The sequence below is a fragment of the Brevibacterium permense genome, from assembly GCF_013280495.1.
In the GTDB taxonomy this organism is placed as follows: Bacteria; Actinomycetota; Actinomycetes; order Actinomycetales; family Brevibacteriaceae; genus Brevibacterium; species Brevibacterium permense.
In genome coordinates this window covers 144379-162158 of record NZ_JABSSX010000006.1, presented here as the reverse complement: position 1 = coordinate 162158, position 17780 = coordinate 144379, and the positions used below count along the sequence as shown (strand labels likewise).

The 17780-nt window shown below is 64.8% G+C and carries 17 protein-coding genes and 1 tRNA gene; 5 read left to right on the top strand and 13 right to left on the bottom strand.

The features are described from left to right. Positions 1 to 56 precede the first annotated feature (56 nt). The 3 genes from ftsY to smc form a co-directional block, all read right to left on the bottom strand. Positions 57 to 1199, bottom strand: a complete 1143-nt coding sequence (gene ftsY / locus HK353_RS10710) for a signal recognition particle-docking protein FtsY (RefSeq protein WP_101544616.1) — start codon at positions 1197 to 1199, stop codon at positions 57 to 59. Between the two features lie 160 nt (positions 1200 to 1359). Continuing rightward, positions 1360 to 1761 (bottom strand): hypothetical protein, encoded by a 402-nt coding sequence (locus HK353_RS10705; protein WP_025777325.1) that lies wholly within the window; start codon positions 1759 to 1761, stop codon positions 1360 to 1362. A 238-nt stretch (positions 1762 to 1999) separates the two neighbouring features. Continuing rightward, positions 2000 to 5539: a chromosome segregation protein SMC gene (smc, locus tag HK353_RS10700; RefSeq protein WP_173155973.1), complete on the bottom strand. Its 3540-nt coding sequence runs from the start codon at positions 5537 to 5539 to the stop codon at positions 2000 to 2002. 87 nt (positions 5540 to 5626) lie between these two features. Here smc and HK353_RS10695 point away from each other — a divergent pair. From HK353_RS10695 to HK353_RS10685, 3 genes are all read left to right on the top strand, one after another. Next, a tRNA-Asn gene (locus HK353_RS10695) sits at positions 5627 to 5699 on the top strand. A gap of 284 nt (positions 5700 to 5983) precedes the next feature. After that, on the top strand, positions 5984 to 7768 hold the full coding sequence (locus tag HK353_RS10690) for a BCCT family transporter (protein WP_173155971.1): 1785 nt from the start codon (positions 5984 to 5986) through the stop codon (positions 7766 to 7768). Between the two features lie 90 nt (positions 7769 to 7858). After that, positions 7859 to 8332: a hypothetical protein gene (locus HK353_RS10685; protein WP_173155969.1), complete on the top strand. Its 474-nt coding sequence runs from the start codon at positions 7859 to 7861 to the stop codon at positions 8330 to 8332. Between the two features lie 877 nt (positions 8333 to 9209). Here the strand turns inward: HK353_RS10685 and HK353_RS10680 are convergent. The 3 genes from HK353_RS10680 to HK353_RS17485 form a co-directional block, all read right to left on the bottom strand. Continuing rightward, entirely contained in the window at positions 9210 to 9521 is a 312-nt protein-coding gene (locus HK353_RS10680; RefSeq protein ID WP_173155967.1) for a putative quinol monooxygenase, read from the bottom strand. A gap of 42 nt (positions 9522 to 9563) precedes the next feature. Then, positions 9564 to 9977: a GlcG/HbpS family heme-binding protein gene (locus HK353_RS10675; RefSeq protein ID WP_173155965.1), complete on the bottom strand. Its 414-nt coding sequence runs from the start codon at positions 9975 to 9977 to the stop codon at positions 9564 to 9566. A 130-nt stretch (positions 9978 to 10107) separates the two neighbouring features. After that, the gene (locus HK353_RS17485) at positions 10108 to 10212 is read right to left on the bottom strand and encodes a hypothetical protein (RefSeq protein WP_342589895.1); all 105 of its coding nucleotides are present in this window, start codon (positions 10210 to 10212) and stop codon (positions 10108 to 10110) included. A gap of 521 nt (positions 10213 to 10733) precedes the next feature. Between HK353_RS17485 and HK353_RS10665 the strand changes: the two genes are divergently transcribed. Then, positions 10734 to 11003: a type 2 periplasmic-binding domain-containing protein gene (locus tag HK353_RS10665; protein WP_173155963.1), complete on the top strand. Its 270-nt coding sequence runs from the start codon at positions 10734 to 10736 to the stop codon at positions 11001 to 11003. A gap of 614 nt (positions 11004 to 11617) precedes the next feature. On the opposite strand, the gene mutM is transcribed toward HK353_RS10665, so the two are convergent. From mutM to HK353_RS10630, 7 genes are all read right to left on the bottom strand, one after another. Next, a complete protein-coding gene (gene mutM / locus HK353_RS10660) occupies positions 11618 to 12535 on the bottom strand; it encodes a bifunctional DNA-formamidopyrimidine glycosylase/DNA-(apurinic or apyrimidinic site) lyase (RefSeq protein ID WP_173155961.1) in 918 nt (305 codons plus the stop codon). Positions 12536 to 12596: 61 nt separating this feature from the next. Further along, on the bottom strand, positions 12597 to 13301 hold the full coding sequence (gene rnc / locus HK353_RS10655; protein ID WP_025777329.1) for a ribonuclease III: 705 nt from the start codon (positions 13299 to 13301) through the stop codon (positions 12597 to 12599). Between the two features lie 4 nt (positions 13302 to 13305). After that, on the bottom strand, positions 13306 to 13509 hold the full coding sequence (rpmF, locus tag HK353_RS10650) for a 50S ribosomal protein L32 (RefSeq protein WP_025777330.1): 204 nt from the start codon (positions 13507 to 13509) through the stop codon (positions 13306 to 13308). Between the two features lie 2 nt (positions 13510 to 13511). Further along, positions 13512 to 14075, bottom strand: a complete 564-nt coding sequence (locus HK353_RS10645; RefSeq protein ID WP_248278923.1) for a YceD family protein — start codon at positions 14073 to 14075, stop codon at positions 13512 to 13514. A 165-nt stretch (positions 14076 to 14240) separates the two neighbouring features. Next, the gene (locus tag HK353_RS10640; protein ID WP_173155959.1) at positions 14241 to 15428 is read right to left on the bottom strand and encodes an MFS transporter; all 1188 of its coding nucleotides are present in this window, start codon (positions 15426 to 15428) and stop codon (positions 14241 to 14243) included. Between the two features lie 3 nt (positions 15429 to 15431). Continuing rightward, positions 15432 to 15944, bottom strand: a complete 513-nt coding sequence (coaD, locus tag HK353_RS10635; protein WP_173155957.1) for a pantetheine-phosphate adenylyltransferase — start codon at positions 15942 to 15944, stop codon at positions 15432 to 15434. Positions 15945 to 16015: 71 nt separating this feature from the next. Further along, positions 16016 to 16774 carry an FCD domain-containing protein gene (locus tag HK353_RS10630; protein WP_173155955.1) on the bottom strand — a complete coding sequence of 253 codons (759 nt, stop codon included), beginning with the start codon at positions 16772 to 16774 and terminating at the stop codon, positions 16016 to 16018. 116 nt (positions 16775 to 16890) lie between these two features. Here HK353_RS10630 and HK353_RS10625 point away from each other — a divergent pair, with 116 nt between their 5' ends. Next, a complete protein-coding gene (locus HK353_RS10625; protein ID WP_173155953.1) occupies positions 16891 to 17769 on the top strand; it encodes a transporter substrate-binding domain-containing protein in 879 nt (292 codons plus the stop codon). The last annotated feature ends 11 nt before the right edge of the window (positions 17770 to 17780 follow it).

Genomic DNA, 17780 nt, shown 5'->3' with positions numbered 1-17780 from the left:
GCGCGGGGTCAGTTGCGCGACACTGCCGTCGGGACTGCTGAGCGTTCAATCAGCCCTCAGTCGAGCAGGGCGTCGACGAACCCTTCGGCGGTGAATGGGGCCAGGTCGTCCGCGCCTTCGCCGAGGCCGATGAGTTTGACCGGCACCCCGAGTTCACGCTGGACGGCGACGACGATTCCGCCCTTCGCGGTGCCGTCGAGCTTGGTGAGCACGATTCCGGTGATGTCGACCGCCTCGGCGAAGACCTTCGCCTGCTGCATGCCGTTCTGACCGGTGGTCGCGTCGAGGACGAGGAGCACCTCGTCGATCTCGTGGCCCTCCCCCAGCGGTCGGGTGGCCACTCGTTTGACCTTGCCGAGTTCGTCCATGAGTCCGCGTTTGTTCTGCAGACGTCCGGCGGTGTCGATGAGGACGACGTCGGAACCGTCGGCCTGTCCCTTCTCGACGGCCGAGTAGGCCACCGAGGCGGGATCGGCGCCTTCTTCCTTGCGCACGGTTTCGACGCCGACGCGTTCACCCCATGTGGACAGCTGTTCGGCCGCGGCGGCGCGGAAGGTGTCCGCGGCGCCGAGCAGAACTGACTTGTCCTCGGCGACGAGCACACGGGCGATCTTGCCCACCGTCGTCGTCTTCCCGGCACCGTTGACCCCGACGACGAGGATGACGGAGGGGTCACCGTCCTTGCCGGTATCGGCGAGCGAGCGGTCCATCGTCGGATCGACGAGTTTGATGAGCTCTTCGCGCAGCAGCCCGCGGACCTCTTCGGGATCCCGGGTGCCGAGCACCTTGACGCGTTCGCGCAGGCGGTCGACGAGCTCGGTCGTCGGTTCGACGCCGACGTCGGCGAGGATGAGCGTATCCTCGATCTCCTCCCAGGCGGACTCGTCGAGATTGTCACGGGAGAGGAGGTTGAGCAATCCGCGCCCGAGCCCGCTGTTCGACTTCGCCAGGCGCTCACGCAGGCGGACGAGGCGGCTGGCCGGTTCGGTGGGAACCTCGGAACCGCGCGCTTCGGCCTTGTCCTTCTCGACCGCCTCGGCGACGTCATCGATGCTCAGCTCACCGGTGACCTCCGCATCGATGCCGCGCCTGTCATCGAGGCCCTTCTTGCGCGCATTGACGCGCAGCGAGATGCCCACGCCGACGACGAGAGCGAACACGATCGCCGCGACGATGAGCAAGATGATCGGCTGATCCATGGTTCTTCCGTCCTCCTTTGAGTGCCGCCGTTCGGGCCGCCGGCACTCGAGTTCCCGGACTCTTCCGGTGGTGTCAGTGTGTCGGTGAGCGCGCCGGAATCAGTCGGCGCGGTCTCCATTGTCGCGGGCCTCGACCGCTCAAGGCCGCATGGGTCTCAGGTCAGGATCCGCGGCTGCCGAAGAGCAGCCCGGCGGTGGTCTTCCACCCTGTTCCGGACTCGGGGATCTTCCAGTGGCGGGTGCGCGGGCGGACCGTGATGAGCGAGGGCGCGGCATGGCGTCGGGGCTGCGGCCGGAGCACATAGGAGTGATCGCGGATCGCGGTCACCGCCGCCTGTTCCCTGGTCGCTAAGTGGGAGGTGCCGTCATCATGGCCGAAGAATTCGTGGACTTCGTCGTCGTAGCCGGTCCACTCGGGCGGCAGACGGAATCGCTGCACGTCGGAGGAGTATCGCAGGCGTCCTTCGGCGCGCAGGCCGGGCAGAGCCACGAGAAGGACGACGACGAGTGCCAGGGCGAAGGAGATCGCGAGTCCGACGATGACGACAAGTACCGAATTCATGCCCTCGAGCCACCTCGCAGTACAGCAGCCTCGGCCATGGACGTCGCGCTCCTCACGTTCTTCGAATTCCTGTGTCTCGGCCCAAGTCTATAGTCCCCGGCCACGACTATTGTGCTCGCCCGCCGTGCGGCGGTTGCAAAATTCCCTGGGACTGTCCTGGGCATCACCGTCAAACGGCCTTGTGCCCCAGCGGCGGGCCTGCCACCTCGGGCGCGCCGGCCGAAGAGCGGACTGCCGATCACGGAATCCGCTGCGATATGACTTTCGACACCCCGTCGCCGTGCATCGTCACTCCGTAGAGGGCGTCGGCGATCTCCATCGTCCGCTTCTGGTGGGTGATGACGATGAGCTGCGAGGAATCCTGCAGCTCCTTGAACACTGTGAGCAGCCGCGAGAGGTTGAGATCGTCGAGGGCCGCTTCGACCTCGTCCATGACGTAGAACGGGCTCGGCCGGGCCTTGAAGATCGCGACGAGCATAGCTACGGCCACCAGCGACCGCTCCCCTCCGGAGAGCAGAGACAGACGTTTGACCTTCTTTCCGGCCGGGCGGGCGTGAACGTCAACGCCGGTGGTGAGCATATCGTTCGGATCGGTCAGGCTCAGTGCGCCCTCACCGCCGGGGAAGAGGCGGGCGAAGATGTCTTCGAACTCCCGCGCCGTATCCGCATAGGCTTCGGCGAAGACGCGTTCGACGTGTCGGTCGACCTCCTCGACGAGCTGCATGAGGTCCTTGCGGGAGGATTCGATGTCCGCGATCTGCTTCTCGAGGAACTGATGCCGTTCCTTCAGCGCCTCATACTCCTCGAGCGCGAGCGGATTGACCGTGCCGATGCGCTTGAGCTGGGACGCCGCCTGCTTCTGCCGCTTCTCCACTTCGGCGCGCACATACGCGCGGTCCTGGGCGTCCTCCTCGAACGACGGAACGGGCAGGTGCGGGCCGAATTCGTCGATGAGACGGTCGATTCCCAGCCCCGTCTCCTCCTCCGATCGATGCGCGATCTCCTCGAGCCTCAGCCGGAAACGCTCTTTCGCGAGTTCGGCTTCGGCGGCGGCGTCCTTGAGCTTCTGCAGCTGGGTTCGCGTCGATCCCAATTCCTCGCCGAGGCGGCCTTTCTCTTCGCGCAGACCGCCGCGTTCGTCGACGAGGACCTGGATCGCCTCACCGAGCTCGGCCACCGTGGAGGTGGCCAGCTCCGCGGCTTCGGCTGCGGTTTCGGCGATGAGCTGCACCGAGGCGGCCGCGCGCTTCTTCTTCGCGATCGTGCGCTGTGTCTGCTCCCGCGCCGCTTCTTCGGCCTTCGCCGCCCGCAGGAGGGAGTCGACCCGGTCGCCTAAGAACCGCGCCCGGTCGGCAGCCGACCGGTGGCTGATGCGGGCTTCGACGAGGTCTTCCGAGGATTGGGCGACCTGTGTGCTGAGTTCGTCCCGAGCGGCGGTATCGACGACTTCGTTGACCTCGGCGGCTCCGGCCAGTGCTGCCGCGGCCGACTGAGAGTCACGTTCGGCGGCGGCGAGGCGGGATTCGAGTTCGGTCGCGTTCTCCTGCGCGCGCTGCAGGCGAGTGCGAGCCACACCGATCTCGCCGGTGATGCGCGAGACCTCTTCGGCCGCGGCCATGATCTTCGCATCCGAGGAGTGGAGAGCGTCGAGGGCTGCGGCTGATTCCTCACGTGCCGCGGTCAGGCGCGGTTCGAGTTCCCTCAAGGAGGCGTCGAGCTTTTCCGCCCGGCCGTCGAGATCGGCGATGAGGGAATGGGTGTCCTCGAGCGCGGTCTGTGAGGCCAGCCGTGTGCCCGAGGCGGTGCGGGCCCGGCTGATGCGGGTCGCGGTGAGCACCTCACCGTGGACGGTGACGGCGGTGAGTTCGGGCCGGGCCGCGGTGAGTTCGATTCCGGTGCGCGCATCGGGGACGCAGACGACACCGTGCAGGGCCCGGGCCAGCAGAGCGCGCAGTTCGGGGACGTCGCTGTCGACGACGTCGGAGAGCCATCGCAGGTCCCCCAGCCCCGGCAGTTCCGGCAGAGAGTCAAGGGCACTCCCACCGCCTTTCCCGGCTGCTGGTTCGACCCCGGCGGGGATCGTCAGCGACACATTCGTGTCCTCGCCGAGGTGGTCGAGCACTGCCAGCGCCGCTGCGCTGTCGTCGACGATGACGCCGGAGACCGTCGTCGACAGGGCCGCGGCCGCAGCCATTTCGAACCCGTGGTCGACGCTCAGGCGTTCCGTTACGGCCGTGCGCACTCCCGGCAGGTCCGCATTGACGATGTCTTCGAGATCGGCTTCCAGAGCCGTGCCCAACGCCAGAGCTTCCGCGCGGGCTTTCGCCGATGACAGTTCGGAGACGACCTGCGCCCGCTGCTCCTGCAGCTGAGTGCGTTCGGTTTCCAGCTTCTCGAGGCTCTCCTGCGCCGCCTCGTAGGCGGAGTCGAGTTCGGTCTCACCGGCTTCGACGTCCTCGACACCGGTCTCGGCCGATTCGAGTTCGCTCTCACGCTCGGCGATGCGGGCGGTGACGGTGTCGATCTCCGCACGGTTGGCTTCGATCCGGGTCTTGAGGTCGGTGATCCGCTCGGCCGCCTGCGTCTGCCTGGACTGCAGCGCCGAGCGGTTCTTCACTGCTTCGGTGATGGCGATCTGTGCGGCCTTGACCTCGTCTTCGGCGGTGCGCAAGGCTCGGGTGAGCTCTTCCTTCCGCTGCTGGCTGGCCTCGAGTGCGTTCGTCTTCTCGGTCACGGCCGCCTCGGCGTCGGTGAGTTCGGAGCGGTTGCGTTCGGCCTGGGCGCGCAGCTCTTCGGGTGACTTCGCTTCCCTCTGCCCCAGGCTCGTGACCTCCGAGAGCAGGTGGGAGCGCTTGTCCGCGGCACGTTGGCTTAAGCCCTGAGCACGAACGACCTGCGTCTGTGTCCGCGATTCGGCGGTGCGTTGGACGTCGAGTTCGCTGTCGAGTTCGGACAGCCGAGCTTCGATCTCCGACAGGCGCGCCTCGGCGCGGGTGCGGCGGTGGTCGAGTTCGGCGATGCGGTCGCTGTGATCTTCGCCCTCGCTCGTCGAGGCCAAGGAGGACTGCATCCGCACGGCATCGTCGGCGAGCAGTCTGGCGGTGGCGTCACGCAGCGTCGCCTGCACGGTCGCTGCCTTCGCGGCGGCTTCGGCCTGCCGCCCCAAGGGCCCCAGCTGCCGGTTGAGTTCGGTGCGCAGATCCGTCAGCCGGTCGAGGTTCGTCTGCAGTCCGGTGAGTTTGCGGACCGCTTTGTCCTTGCGGCGTCGGTGCTTGAGCACCCCGGCGGCCTCTTCGATGAAGCTGCGCCTCTCCAGCGGGTCGGCATGGAGGATCGCGTCGAGGCGGCCCTGACCGACGATGACGTGCATCTCCTTGCCCAGGCCGGAGTCGTTGAGCAGCTCTTGGATGTCGAGCAGCCTCGCCGGTGCCCCGTTGACGGCGTACTCGGATCCGCCGGTGCGGAACAGGGTCCGCGAGATGGTCACCTCGGTGTAGTCGACGGGGATGGCTCCGTCGGTGTTGTCGATGGTCAGAGTCACCTCGGCGCGTCCCAGGGCCTGACGTTTCGAGGTTCCGGCGAAGATGACGTCGTCCATCTTTCCGCCGCGCAGATTCTTCGCACCCTGTTCGCCCATCACCCAGGACAGGGCGTCGACGACATTGGACTTGCCCGAGCCGTTCGGTCCGACGACGCAGGTGATTCCCGGCTCGAATCGAAGGGTCGTCGCCGAGGCGAAGGACTTGAACCCCCGCAGTGTCAGGCTTTTGAGATGCATATTGGGCACCAGCATATCCGCAGGCGGCGGCGAGATCCCGAATCTTTTGGTAGAGTTTCTCCTCGTGCGTAGGCGACTGCGCCGTTTTCCTCCGTAGCTCAGTTGGCAGAGCATTCGACTGTTAATCGAAGGGTCGCTGGTTCGAGCCCAGCCGGGGGAGCTGGAAGGGGCCCTGTCGTGCGCGGCAGGGCCCCTCACTATTCGCCGCATCTGTGTGACGGTGAAGCACAGCGAAAGGCGACCGATGGTGGTCCGAGATGAGGGGACTCCGACCATCATCGCCCATGGGCTGTCATGATCATGTGCGAGAGGCGTTCGGGTGCACACTCGGCTCGGATCCCTTCGGCCACCTGTCCGATGCAGTCCATTCAAGGAAGGAACGCCGAGCCGGCAGCCCGTTCTCATTCGTGTCACCGAGGACCCGCCCCGATCGGCCCGATCACTATGAGCAGTGAACATACAAAGACTCAGGAGCTCATCGAGCACCTGAAGCATCCGACGACCGCGCTCCGGCCTTTCAAACGTGAGGGTCTGGACAAAGTGGTCTTCTTCGCGGCCGGCATCCTCGCCGTCGCTTTCGTCGTCTGGGGCTTCGTGTCCCCCGAGACCCTCGGTTCGGTGGCGGGAACGCTGCTGACCGGAGTGATGGACAACTTCGGGTGGCTCTTCGTCATCGCCGCCACGATCTTCACGATCTTCGTCATCGTCGTCGCCGTCAGCAAGTTCGGTCGGATCCCTCTGGGCAAGGACGATGAGAAGCCGGAGTTCAAAACCTCCTCGTGGATCGCGATGATGTTCGCCACGGGCATGGGCATCGGACTCGTGTTCTCCGCGGTCGGCGAGCCTCTCTTCTTCTACATGTCGCCTCCACCGAACACCGTCGACGGCTCGACCGCCGAGGCGATGGGCACGTCCATGGGAACCACTCTGTTCCACTGGACGCTCTACCCGTGGGCGATGTACGCCATCGTCGGTCTCGGCGTGGCCTACGGCTCGTTCCGTCTGGGACGCTCGCAGCTGTTCTCGTCGATGTTCACCCCGCTGTTCGGCGAACGCGCCGTCAACGGAATCGGCGGCAAGGTCATCAACATCCTCGCGATCCTCGCGACTCTGTTCGGTTCGGCCTGCTCGCTGGGCTTGGGTGCCATCCAGATCGGCGGCGGCATCGAGTCCGCAGGCATCATGTCCGATGTCTCCTCACCGGTGCTCGTCACCATCATCGCGATCCTCACGGCCGCATTCGTCGCCTCGGCGGTGTCGGGCGTGGAGAAGGGCATCCAGTGGCTGTCGAACATCAACATGGTGCTCGCTGTCATCGTCGCCCTCATCGTCTTCATCGGCGGACCGACGCTGTTCATCCTCAACGTCATCCCCTCCTCGGTGGGTGCGTTCATCCAGGACCTGCCGCAGCTGGCTTCGCGCACGGCTGCCCACGGTCAGGGTGTCAATGAGTGGCTGTCGTCGTGGACGGTCTTCTACTGGGCATGGTGGGTGTCATGGTCGCCCTTCGTCGGCCTGTTCATCGCGCGCATCTCGCGAGGTCGCACCGTCCGTCAGTTCGTCACCGGCGTCCTCATCGTCCCCTCCGTCGTCTCGACCATCTGGTTCGCGATCTTCGGCGGCGGCGCCATCGGCATCCAGGAACGCGCCGAACGCGGCGAGGGCACGGTCAAGACGCTGGCGAAGGTCGTCGACGGCGAACCGGACATCAACATGGACACGATCCTGTTCGACCTCCTCGGCGCTCTGCCGCTGCCGAACCTCATTGCGATCATCCTCATGATCGTCACGGTCGTCCTCATCGCGATCTTCTTCGTCACCGGTGCGGATTCCGCGTCGATCGTTATGGGCACGCTGTCGGCCAATGGCATGCAGGAGCCGGGCAAGGGCCTCGTCATCTTCTGGGGCACCGCGACCGGTGCCGTGGCTGCGGTCATGCTGTTGGCGGGCGGAACTGACCCCGCCGAGGCGCTCGACGGACTGAAGAACATCACGATCGTCTCCGCCCTGCCGTTCGTCATCGTCATGCTGCTGCTGTGCGTGGCTGTCTGGAAGGACCTGTCGAAGGATCCTCTCATCATCCAGGAACAGCTGGCCGCACACGTGCTCGAGACCTCGGTGGCCACCGCGGTCGACGAGTACGACGGCGAGATCTTCGGCCTCGAAACCTCGGAACTCCACATCGAGGACGACCCTGCCGACGACAAGGACACCTCAGCGAAGAACTAACCCCCAATTGCTACCTGACGGCGGCCCAGCTACCTCGCGCGAGGTTGCTGGGCCGCCGTCAGGTAGTTCTGAGGGAAAGGACGTCGATAGATGAACAACGTCATCAGACGCGAGGGGAACATCTCGACATTCGTCGGCTGGATGCTCGTCGTCATGGCGATTCTCGCGTCCATCACGGTGATCCTCCTGGCGATCTTCGCCGAACCATTCTTTCTCATCTTCCTCTTCACACCGGTCATCGCGCTCATCGGCGCGTGGGTGAATTTCCACATGGGTTCACGCGCCCGGTTGGAGATCACTCCAGAGGAGTTCATCTGGTGCGGCTTCACCGGCAGACCTCATCGGATCGCCTGGCGGGATCTCGACCGCATTCTCCTACCGGCTCCCGGTTCACGCTATCGGCTGGCTGGGGCAGCGCGCCTGCGAGACGGTCGGATCGTCGAAATCGACTCACTGTGGTTATCTCCGACGAACCCGGCGAACATTCTCTCCCCGCCTGACCACACCGAGGCGCAACGCGCGCTCATCGACGGCCACAAAGTGTATCTTGCGAGGAGATTCTGACACTGACGTCTTGATACTGTGTTCGCATGCGGCACCGCGACCGGCCGACCACAGCATCTGTCGCTCGCGTGGTGGGCTGACGGTGAAGATCCACCGTGCCGTGACGGTAAGAGTCGATCTTCGGCGGTGCCGGTCATCCTCGCAGACCTCCAGCTGTGGTCTTGGACGATCGTGCTTATGGATCAAGAAGCCACTCGAATACCTGCGTTCACGTGGAATTCGGGCGGAGATCCCGGAGAGGAAAGACCAGAACGCAACTGGTACGAAACGCGTCGGCAAAAGTGGACGGCCGCCGGCGTTCGATTCCGGAGCTTATCGCAACCGCAATGTCGTCGAGCGTTGGTTTGCCTAAGTCAGGCAATGGCGAGGGCCGGAGACGAGGTATGACAAGCTCGCAGTCATCTATCGACCGGCCATCGTGATCAGCGAGATCCTGACAAGGATCCGCCGACAAAGGAGACACGACGTAAATGATCTTGGCAATCGGTTAGCTGTCGACCAGCACTCTGATCCAGGGGATTGAAGTCTCGGGTCTGCGCCGAACAGCTCTTCAGCCTGCGGGGCGAGTGACCGGCCGACACCCCACAACAGGGCGGAGTCTCGCCCTAGCGGGGGTGTCGGCCAGTCAGGAGGCCTTGGAGTAGAGCAACCGCGCGGCCGGGTCGGGCCACCGAATCCGTGGCCCGACCTCCTCCTGTGGACGTTTGATCGCAACCGCGAGCCACCGCCCGAGCGACTGCCCAGCAGCGGACCTCCGACGACTGGAAAACGGGGCGGACGAGGAAGACCCGGGTCAAGAGGATTACAAGTTGCAGCCCCGTAGTCGAACCCGGGAACTCAGCGTCATAGTCCTACCACAGCGACGCGGCGGCGTGCTCTATGCGGGCTGCTTCTCCGCGACGACATCGAGTTGCTCGATCACGGGCTCCTCGAAGAGCTCACCCGTTTTCTCACCGAGCGCTTTCGCGACTTCGCCCGAAAGGTGCGCCTGGCGACCGTCGTCGTCGGGAAAGGCATCGAAGATCCCGAACGACGCGGGTCCGAACTGGATTGCGAACCACCGGACGGTTTTGGGTTCCCCGTCGACGATCGACAGCCCCTGGTTCAAGAAGTCGCGGACGTCGTCCTCTTTGCCGGGCAGTGCTTCGAGGCGTACCAGAAGTGCTTTGCTGACCTGTGTTGTTGCCATTTTCGATCTCTCCTCTGCTCGGTTTCGCGTTTTCCGGGATGATCAGAACGCCGCTGCGGCTGCCTCGGCGACCGTTTGATCCTGCTCGCCGCTGCCCCCGCTGACTCCTACCGCCCCGACGACCAGTCCGTCGCGGCGTAGCGGGATTCCACCGGCGAAGACCATGACCCTACCATGGTTCGACCCCTGGATGCCGTAGAACTGCTCGCCGGGCTGAGCTTGTTCGGCCAAATCATTGGTGGCGGTGTCGAAGGCGCGTGCCGTGAAGGCCTTATTGATCGAGATGTCGACGCTGCCCACCCACGCGTTGTCCATGCGGATGTGGGCGACCAGATTGCCACCCGCGTCAACCACCGCGACGTTGCTCGGCGACCCGATCTTGCTCGCCTCACTTTGACCGGCGGCGATCACGCGCTGAGCGTCCTCGAGCGATACGGATTCGAACTTGATGGTCATGAGTACCTCCTTGTCGTGTGCCTGGTGAATCCAACTGCGTCGACCGATTGGCTGGTACTGTCTCTCTTCAGTTCGACGTCATTGTCCGTGGCGGGCTTGGCCCGCACGATTGCCGACATAGCCGCCTCGATCATGGTACCTCACCCGCCTGGCTGAACAGTTCCACGATCGCGGAGCAGAAGGCTGGGAGAACGTCGGGTGAACGGCTGGTGATCAGATTCCCGCCGCGTGCCACCGCTTCGTCCACGACGTTCGCGCCGGGTTTGCGCAAGCAACAGGGCGTCGTAGTCGTCGACCGAGGCTGACTTCACCAGAGCCTCGACCGGAAACGTTCCGGCCGGAGCCAAGTCGTTGTTGCGGGCCTGAGTCTCGCCCTCGTGCAGTGACAGCAACTCCGTCGTGGCCCCAGCATCGTGTAGAGCCTGTCGCGGCTGTTCCAGTTCCACGCGCTCCACGCCGTCCGCGGCCAGGATCGCGATCCGCTCCCGAATCAATTCGCCTGCCATGATCCGGTCCATTCTGTGAGAGGTATTGACCTGCCCGCGGCGGGCACGTCGTACGCTGCCCTTACCAGTCAACGTGGTCTGGGTGCGGCACACCTTGGTCCAGCCGTCGTTGTGCTCGTCGAAGTTCTGGTGGGCATCGGGGGCCTGGGGCGGAAAGACGCCGACCACACCGATGCCGCCGGTGAACTGCACCGACTGCATCAGACGGTTCAGGGTCAACACCTGATCCTCGGCGCCATGCCTGCGCCAGGTGCCGATACACCTCGCCCTGCCGGCCGGGCACCGGCTCGCCGACGACGGAGAAGTCTGGATCGCCGACCTCGTCGCCGAGACGATTGTGATGTTCCCCCGCCAACTCTTCCTTGGCATCTGGGACCACATCATCGGCCACCTGCTCCCCGCCGTCGCACCCTATCCGGACCAGGTGCTCACCCAACCAGACCTCATCAACTCCCCGAAGCCGTACTCCGCTCGGTCGCTGCAGGTGACGGGGTGGCACCGGTCGCTCCGGCGATGCTAGAGCACGTCTCGGTCTCCGGAATCGCAGTCCGTCCCCTCGCCCCACCCCTGCTGGCCCCTGTCGAGCTGGTCTGGCACGAGCCCGTCCACCCCGAACTCCAACACGCCGTCAGCCTGCTCGCCGAAACTGAGATGCAGATCGGTGAGCACACTCGACGGCCGGCCCTGGCGCGTATGGCAACCGATCCCCATCCAGGAGGCGAATTAGACGGCTTCAGGTGCACTCGGTAGAGGTACGCCTCGGTGCGCCGGTCAGCCTCGTCACGCATTCGTCGAAGGACGTCGTCGACCGCGGCCTCATGCGTGCCGACGTGGAGCGCCGTTGCCCGCTGCCGCGCGGCTCACGCGGCGACCCGATCGTCACCGCCCATCATCCTTCGGATCCCGGGCGTCAGATCGTCCACGGGTCAGAGGCCCTGGTCGACGTCCAGGGCGGGATTGCCGTCGGCCCAAAACGGGTGGAATCGCCCGGAACCGTTGAAGTCCGAGAAGACTTCGTTCGGCCGCAGCTCGTCAAGCCGCCGAAGCAACGACAGCACGACGCAGAAGCGGGGGGCACTGCGCTCTCGAAACCCGCGCGGCCGCTCATCGTCGCGCCGGACACAACCGCTCAAACTAGCGCCTTCGCTGGCAGCGCGGGCAAAAATGACTCGAGCGACCGCCGATCTTTTCACGTGCGATGGTGGTGCCGCAGCGCTTACATGGGGTCCCGTGTTTTTTGTAAACCGTCAGAGAACGCTCGAAGTAACCGGATTCGCCGTTGACGTTGACGTAGAGCGCATCGAAGCTCGTCCCGCCCACGGCCAGGGCATCGCTCATCACCTTCGTCGCGGATTCGAGCACCGCGACGAGGCGGCTCTTCCGCGTCCGGGCCGGCACCGCCAAGGGGTGGACTCCCGCCCGGAACAGTGCCTCGTCGGCATAGATGTTTCCGATTCCGCTGACCAGCGTTTGGTCGAGCAGCGCGGCCTTGATCGCGGTGCGCTTCTTCGCCAGTTCACCGACAACGGCCTCCGGATCGAACGCGGGCTCGAGCGGATCGGCCGCGATGTGCACCGCCGAGGCGGGGACGAGCCGACCGTACCCGTGGACGAGAGGTTGGACGCCGATATGGCCGAAGATCCGTTGGTCGACAAACCGCAGTTCGCGGTCGCTGTCGAGGTGCAGAACCGCACGAGTATGACGGTGGATATCCTCGCCGGGCGAGTGGATGCGCAGCTGTCCGCTCATGCCCAGATGCACGAGGATGCCGAGCTCGGGTCTCGACACAGGTGAAGTGACCGGGTCCGCAGTGGAGAGATCAGCCCCCTCCACCAGGCTCAGCCACATGAACTTCCCGCGCCGTTCGGCCTTCAGGATGTGCGCCCCGGTGACGGCGGAAACGAACCCGGAGACCGCGGATGCATCGATGCGCCGCTGGGACGTCGTGCCCAGAATTCGCGGGTCGAGCACCTCGGCGCCGGTGATCGTGGTCCCGGCCGTCCATTCGTCGACGCCGCGACGAACGCTTTCGACCTCGGGAAGCTCAGGCATCAGTGACCCTCGATTCGATCAGGCATGTGCCCGTGAGCGCACAAGGAGACCACGGGGAAACTCAGCGCCGGTAGTCCGGGTAGATGGTGCGGATGGCTTTGACGGCCACCTCGGCGGCCGCGGCTTCGGCGGCCTTCTTCGAGGATCCGTCGCCGGCACCCCAGTTGTTCGCGCCGAGCATCGCGGTGGCGGTGAAGACCATCGCGTGGTCGGGACCCGCCGAGGTGATCTCGTAGCTGACGGCCCCGAGGTCGAGATCGGCAGCGGCCTCCTGCAGGGTGGTCTTGAAGTCCATCCCGGCACCGAGGTTGACCGCGTCGTCGAGCATTCCGTCGATGAGGCGGTGGACGAAGGCGAAGGCCTCTTCGCGTCCGCGGGAGACGAAGGTCGCGCCGATGAGGGCCTCGACCGTGTCGGCGAGGATCGAGTCCTTGTTCCGCCCTCCGGTCAGCTCCTCACCCTTGCCCAGCAGAATGTGCTCGCCGATGCCGTGGCGGCGGGCGATCGATGCCAGGGCGCGCGTGTTGACGACGGCCGAACGCATCTTGGCCAGCTGGCCTTCGGGCAGGTCCGGGTTGTCGTAGAACAGCGACTCGGTGGCGACGAGGCCCAGAACGGAGTCGCCGAGGAACTCGAGGCGCTCGTTGGTGGGGATGCCACCGGCCTCGAAGGCGAAAGAGCGGTGCGTGAGCGCGAGACGAAAAGTCTCGGGATCAATATCGATCCCGAGACTCTTCTTCAGTGCTGCTGTGGTGTCAGTGTCCACAGTCTCAGACGTCAGCGACCTTGCGGCCCTTGTACTCGAGGTACAGCGGGGTGCCGGCTGCGTCTTCGACGACCTTGGCCTGGTGGGGGCGCGAGTACACAACGCGACCGTTCTCCACAGTCTTGACCAGGTTCGGAGCCTTGGCCTTCCACTGCGAACGACGGTGGCGGGTGTTGCTGCGCGACAATTTACGCTTCGGAACAGCCACGTCTAGCTCTCTTTCTTCTCTTCCAACAGATTCTTCAATGATGCGAACGGCGATTCGGATTCGTCCTCGTCCACCTCGAGGTCCTCCCCCAAGGTGTAGCTGAACTCCTCGCTCTCATCCCGCGAGGGATTGAACGGCAGAGCCATCACGACGGCGTCTCTGATCGCGGGCTCGAGGTCGAGCTGATCCCGGTCGATGACGTAGGAGTCCTCGTCCCCTTCGGCCTGCTCATAGACGTACATCTCCTGGATGTCCACATCTATAGGCAGCTCGATGGGTTCGAGCGTCCTCGCGTCTTCGCCGCGGGCCGTCGCCGAGACTGTGCCCGACACGTAGATCCCCTCCGACACACTCTCGAACATCAGCTCGAGCGTCAGTGGTGAACCTTCCGCAACCCCGATCACTTCGATCTTGAGATCCGCTGGAGCCGACAAGGTGGTGTTCACCCGTTCCCACTCACCCGGATGACCGAGCAATCCCATGGATCTGAGATCATAGACGAATTCAGATCTGTCCTTCATGCCCTGTCCTCCTGGTGCGTTTGAGGATGTCGCTCCTGCGTTCACACGCGACTCACCATTCTAATCATCTTGGTCGGTCATTACCAATCGGGCCGATGATACTCGTCGGGTGTTCCTGCTCACTCTCGCCGAGGCGGCCGCCCGTTTCCCCGATCCCCGCCGCCCCAGACGACGGCGTCACCGACGCGCACCGCGACCGTACCCCGCCCTTCACCACTTCTCGTGCTGGTTGCGCCAGGTCACTCCTCCGGCGAGCACGAGCAGTGCACCGGAGATCGTGAAGACGATTCCGGAGCCGGCAAGGGCGGTGAGCGCCGAGGCAGCCGAGGGAATCGCGACCTGGCTGAGACGGTTGCCCGCCAGGCGGATCGACAGCACCGCAGCGCGGTTCGCCGGATCCGAGAGCGTCGACACCCAGGTCATCGTCAGCGGCTGAGTCAGACCGAAGCAGAAGCCCGCGATGGTGAGCAGGAGGCCGAGCGTCCACGGTTGGCTGAGCACAGGAATGAGGACGACGCACAGCCCTGCCACCGCCGAGGCGATCCACAGGAGCGAGAGGTTCTTCCACTTCCGCGTGAGGTAGCCGATGAAGAGCCGTGAGATCACCGAGGCGAGCGTCCGCAGCGCGAGCAGCCAGGTCACGACGGTGATGGACAGGCCGTTCTGCTCACCGATGAGCGGCAGGTACGCCGTCATGAGGTCGACGGCGGCGAGCGTGGCCATGGAGGCGAAGATCGCGGGCTTCATCCCCCGCACCGACAGCAGCGCCAACGGGGCGATGGCGCCTTCGGCCGCCTCGGCGCGGGAGACGTGCGGGGTGCGCCCGCGGAGCATGACGATGACGGCGGCGATGAGCGTGAGAGCCGACAGCCCGGTCATGAACCACAGCGCGTTCGTGATGTGGGCGTCCCCGGCCGTGGCGTCGGCGACCATGCCGGCCAGGGGTAGGCCGATGGTCTGTCCGATCGAGACCCCGAGGGTGAGGTGGCCGAACTTCGCGGTCAGCCGCGAGGCCGGGAAGCTCTGCGGGATGAGGGCCTGGGAGGCGACGGTGGTGAGCAGCTGGCCGAAGCCCAGGCTCATCGTGGCAAGGAGGAGCACGCCGAGGTTGGGGGCGATGGCTGCTAGCGCGACGGGCAGGATCGACAGAACGGTTCCGACCCACAGCACCGCCGTCGCGTACCCGCGGTCGACGAGGCGGCCGATGAGCAGCGCTGTCAGCAGAGGAACGAGGGAGTAGACGGCGGTCATGAGACCGAGGACGACTCCGGACCCGCCGAGTTCGAGCGTGCGGTAGGAGATGAGGACCCGCACCCCGTTGTAGGTGGCGTGGGCGATGACCGTGTGGACGACGAGACCCGTGAACCAGGCCTTGTTGGCTGGAGTTCCGGCGCTCATCCCTCAGCGCGCGACGTCGCCGGCACCGGGGCCGCTGCTGCGCAGCGCCTCGAGCACCGAGGCGGGGACGAGCCCCTCGATGTCCCCGCCATTCGCGTGGACTTCCTTGATGAGTGAGGAGGAGACGTGTTCGAACTTCGGATCACCGGGGACGAAGATCGTCTCGAGCTCGGACAGGTGTTTGTTCATCAGCGCCATCGGCAGTTCGTAGGCGAAGTCGGTGCCCGACCGCAGGCCCTTGACGACGGCGGGAGCGCCGATTCTCGTGCAGTAGTCGACGAGGAGGCCCCCGGAGACGAGGTCGATCGTGATGTTCTGCGCATTCTGAGTGCGTTGATCCTCGGCCAGGGACTGGCGGATGAGGTCGACACGGATCTCCGGGTCGAAGCGACCGGACTTCGAAGGATTGTGGACCACTGCCACGACGACCTCTTCGAACATCCGAGAGCTGCGGGCGATGATATCGAGATGACCCACGGTGATCGGGTCATAGGAACCGGGACAGACGACCTTCATGCCCTCATCGTATCGTCTGCCCCGATCAGAGGCGGGCAGATCCGTGTCACGGACACGTGAGGTCGCAACCGTCAGTGTGCCTGTTCCCGCAGCCGCAGCCACTGATCGTCGGCGGGTGTCTCAGCGTCGGTGCCTTTGACCACTTGACCGTCGAAATCATCAACCGTTCCGTGCAGGCGGGAGGCCGCCTCGGCCATGACCCGGGCGACGATGGCAAGGGAACGGGGTTCGTCACCGGCGGCGACCGCCTCGGCGAGATTCCTGTGACTGTCCAGGACATCGCACCGGACCTCATATCCGCGCTTGTCCGACAGCGACAGCAGGCGGGTGTGAACCATCGAGACCTTCATGAGGTCGGTCAGCCGCGCTGATCCGGAGCACGCGACGATCGAGTGATGGAAGTTGAGGTCGGCGTCGCCGATCGTACGCGCGACATTCTCCTCGATCGCACGCTCGAGCTCCCTCAGCGCGCGGCTGATCCGCGCCGTCGAATTTCCGCCCCGGACAACGAGCTTGACCGCCTGCGATTCGATCGCCTCCCGCACGGCATAGACGTCGTCGATATCGGCCGTGCGCATCCGTCTCACATGCACACCTCGTCCTGGAGCATGCGTCATCACACCTTCGCTGATGAGGCGCTGCAGAGCCTCCCGCAGAGACGGCCGTGAGACTTCCAGCAGCTCGGCCGTGCGCACTTCGTTGATCGACTGACCGGGCTCGAGCGAGCCGGAATAGATGGCGTTGCGGATCTGGTCGACGATGAGGTCGATCGTCGAAGAGCGGACCACTTTGCGCAGCACCGGCAGCTCGGAAGTCGGAGGATTCGTCACGGTCACGATCATATAACGTTGTCAGACAGTGTGACATTCGGACAACATGAGTATTGAATACTGTCCATGAGACGCACGTCACTACGCTGTGTCGACATTCAAGGAAGGAACAGCACATGAAACTCAAAGGACTGGCCGCCGCGACATCGATCCTCGCGCTGACGCTCAGCCTCGGTGCCTGCGGCGGAAGCGACTCCGACGAGTCCGCACTGCAGAAGGCCGTCGACGAAGGAAAGATCACTGTCGGCTTCGCTGGTGAGGCACCATACAGCTTCGAAGAGGGCGGCGAACTCCAGGGAGCGTCGGTGGCACTGGCCAAGGCGGTGTTCAAGGAGCTCGGCGTCGACGACGTCGAGGGCGTCAACACCGAGTTCGGTTCGCTCATCCCCGGCCTCAACGCCGACCGCTTCGATGCTATCTCGGCCGGCATGTCGATCCTGCCCGACCGCTGCGAACAGGCGTCCTTCGGTGATCCCGAGTTCATGTACACCACTGCCCTGATGACCAAGGAGGGCAAGCTCGACGGGATGAAGAACCTCGACGACGTCAAGGAGAAGGGCGTCAAGCTCGCCACCATGACCGGCGCCATCGAGTCCGACTACGCCAAGGACCTCGGCATCAAGACCCAGCAGGTCGGCACCCCGCAGGACGGCATGGACGCCGTGACCACCGGTCGCGCCGACGTCTTCGCGCTCACCGCCATCTCGCTCAACTGGATGGAGAAGAACACCGAAGATTCCGGTGTCGAAGTCAGCGATTCCTTCGTCCAGGAGATCGACGGCGTCCCACAGGTCGGTGCCGGTGCCACGGTCTTCCGCAGCGATGACAAGGAACTGCGCGACGAATGGAACAAGGGCCTGGAGAAGATCGTCTCCGATGAGAAGTCCTACCTCGACGCCGTCGGCGACTACGGCTTCACGGCCGAAGAGCGCCCCGACGGTTCGATCACGACCGATCAGCTGTGCAAGGGCGAACTTCCCACCGCTGACTCCTGAGTCGGTTCCTC

Coding starts and splice junctions, on each gene's coding strand:
- ftsY (WP_101544616.1), bottom strand. CDS start 1,199: ATGGATCAGCCGATCATCTTGCTCATCGTCGCGGCGATCGTGTTCGCT.
- HK353_RS10705 (WP_025777325.1), bottom strand. CDS start 1,761: ATGAATTCGGTACTTGTCGTCATCGTCGGACTCGCGATCTCCTTCGCC.
- smc (WP_173155973.1), bottom strand. CDS start 5,539: ATGCATCTCAAAAGCCTGACACTGCGGGGGTTCAAGTCCTTCGCCTCG.
- HK353_RS10690 (WP_173155971.1), top strand. CDS start 5,984: ATGAGCAGTGAACATACAAAGACTCAGGAGCTCATCGAGCACCTGAAG.
- HK353_RS10685 (WP_173155969.1), top strand. CDS start 7,859: ATGAACAACGTCATCAGACGCGAGGGGAACATCTCGACATTCGTCGGC.
- HK353_RS10680 (WP_173155967.1), bottom strand. CDS start 9,521: ATGGCAACAACACAGGTCAGCAAAGCACTTCTGGTACGCCTCGAAGCA.
- HK353_RS10675 (WP_173155965.1), bottom strand. CDS start 9,977: ATGACCATCAAGTTCGAATCCGTATCGCTCGAGGACGCTCAGCGCGTG.
- mutM (WP_173155961.1), bottom strand. CDS start 12,535: ATGCCTGAGCTTCCCGAGGTCGAAAGCGTTCGTCGCGGCGTCGACGAA.
- HK353_RS10640 (WP_173155959.1), bottom strand. CDS start 15,428: ATGAGCGCCGGAACTCCAGCCAACAAGGCCTGGTTCACGGGTCTCGTC.
- coaD (WP_173155957.1), bottom strand. CDS start 15,944: ATGAAGGTCGTCTGTCCCGGTTCCTATGACCCGATCACCGTGGGTCAT.
- HK353_RS10625 (WP_173155953.1), top strand. CDS start 16,891: ATGAAACTCAAAGGACTGGCCGCCGCGACATCGATCCTCGCGCTGACG.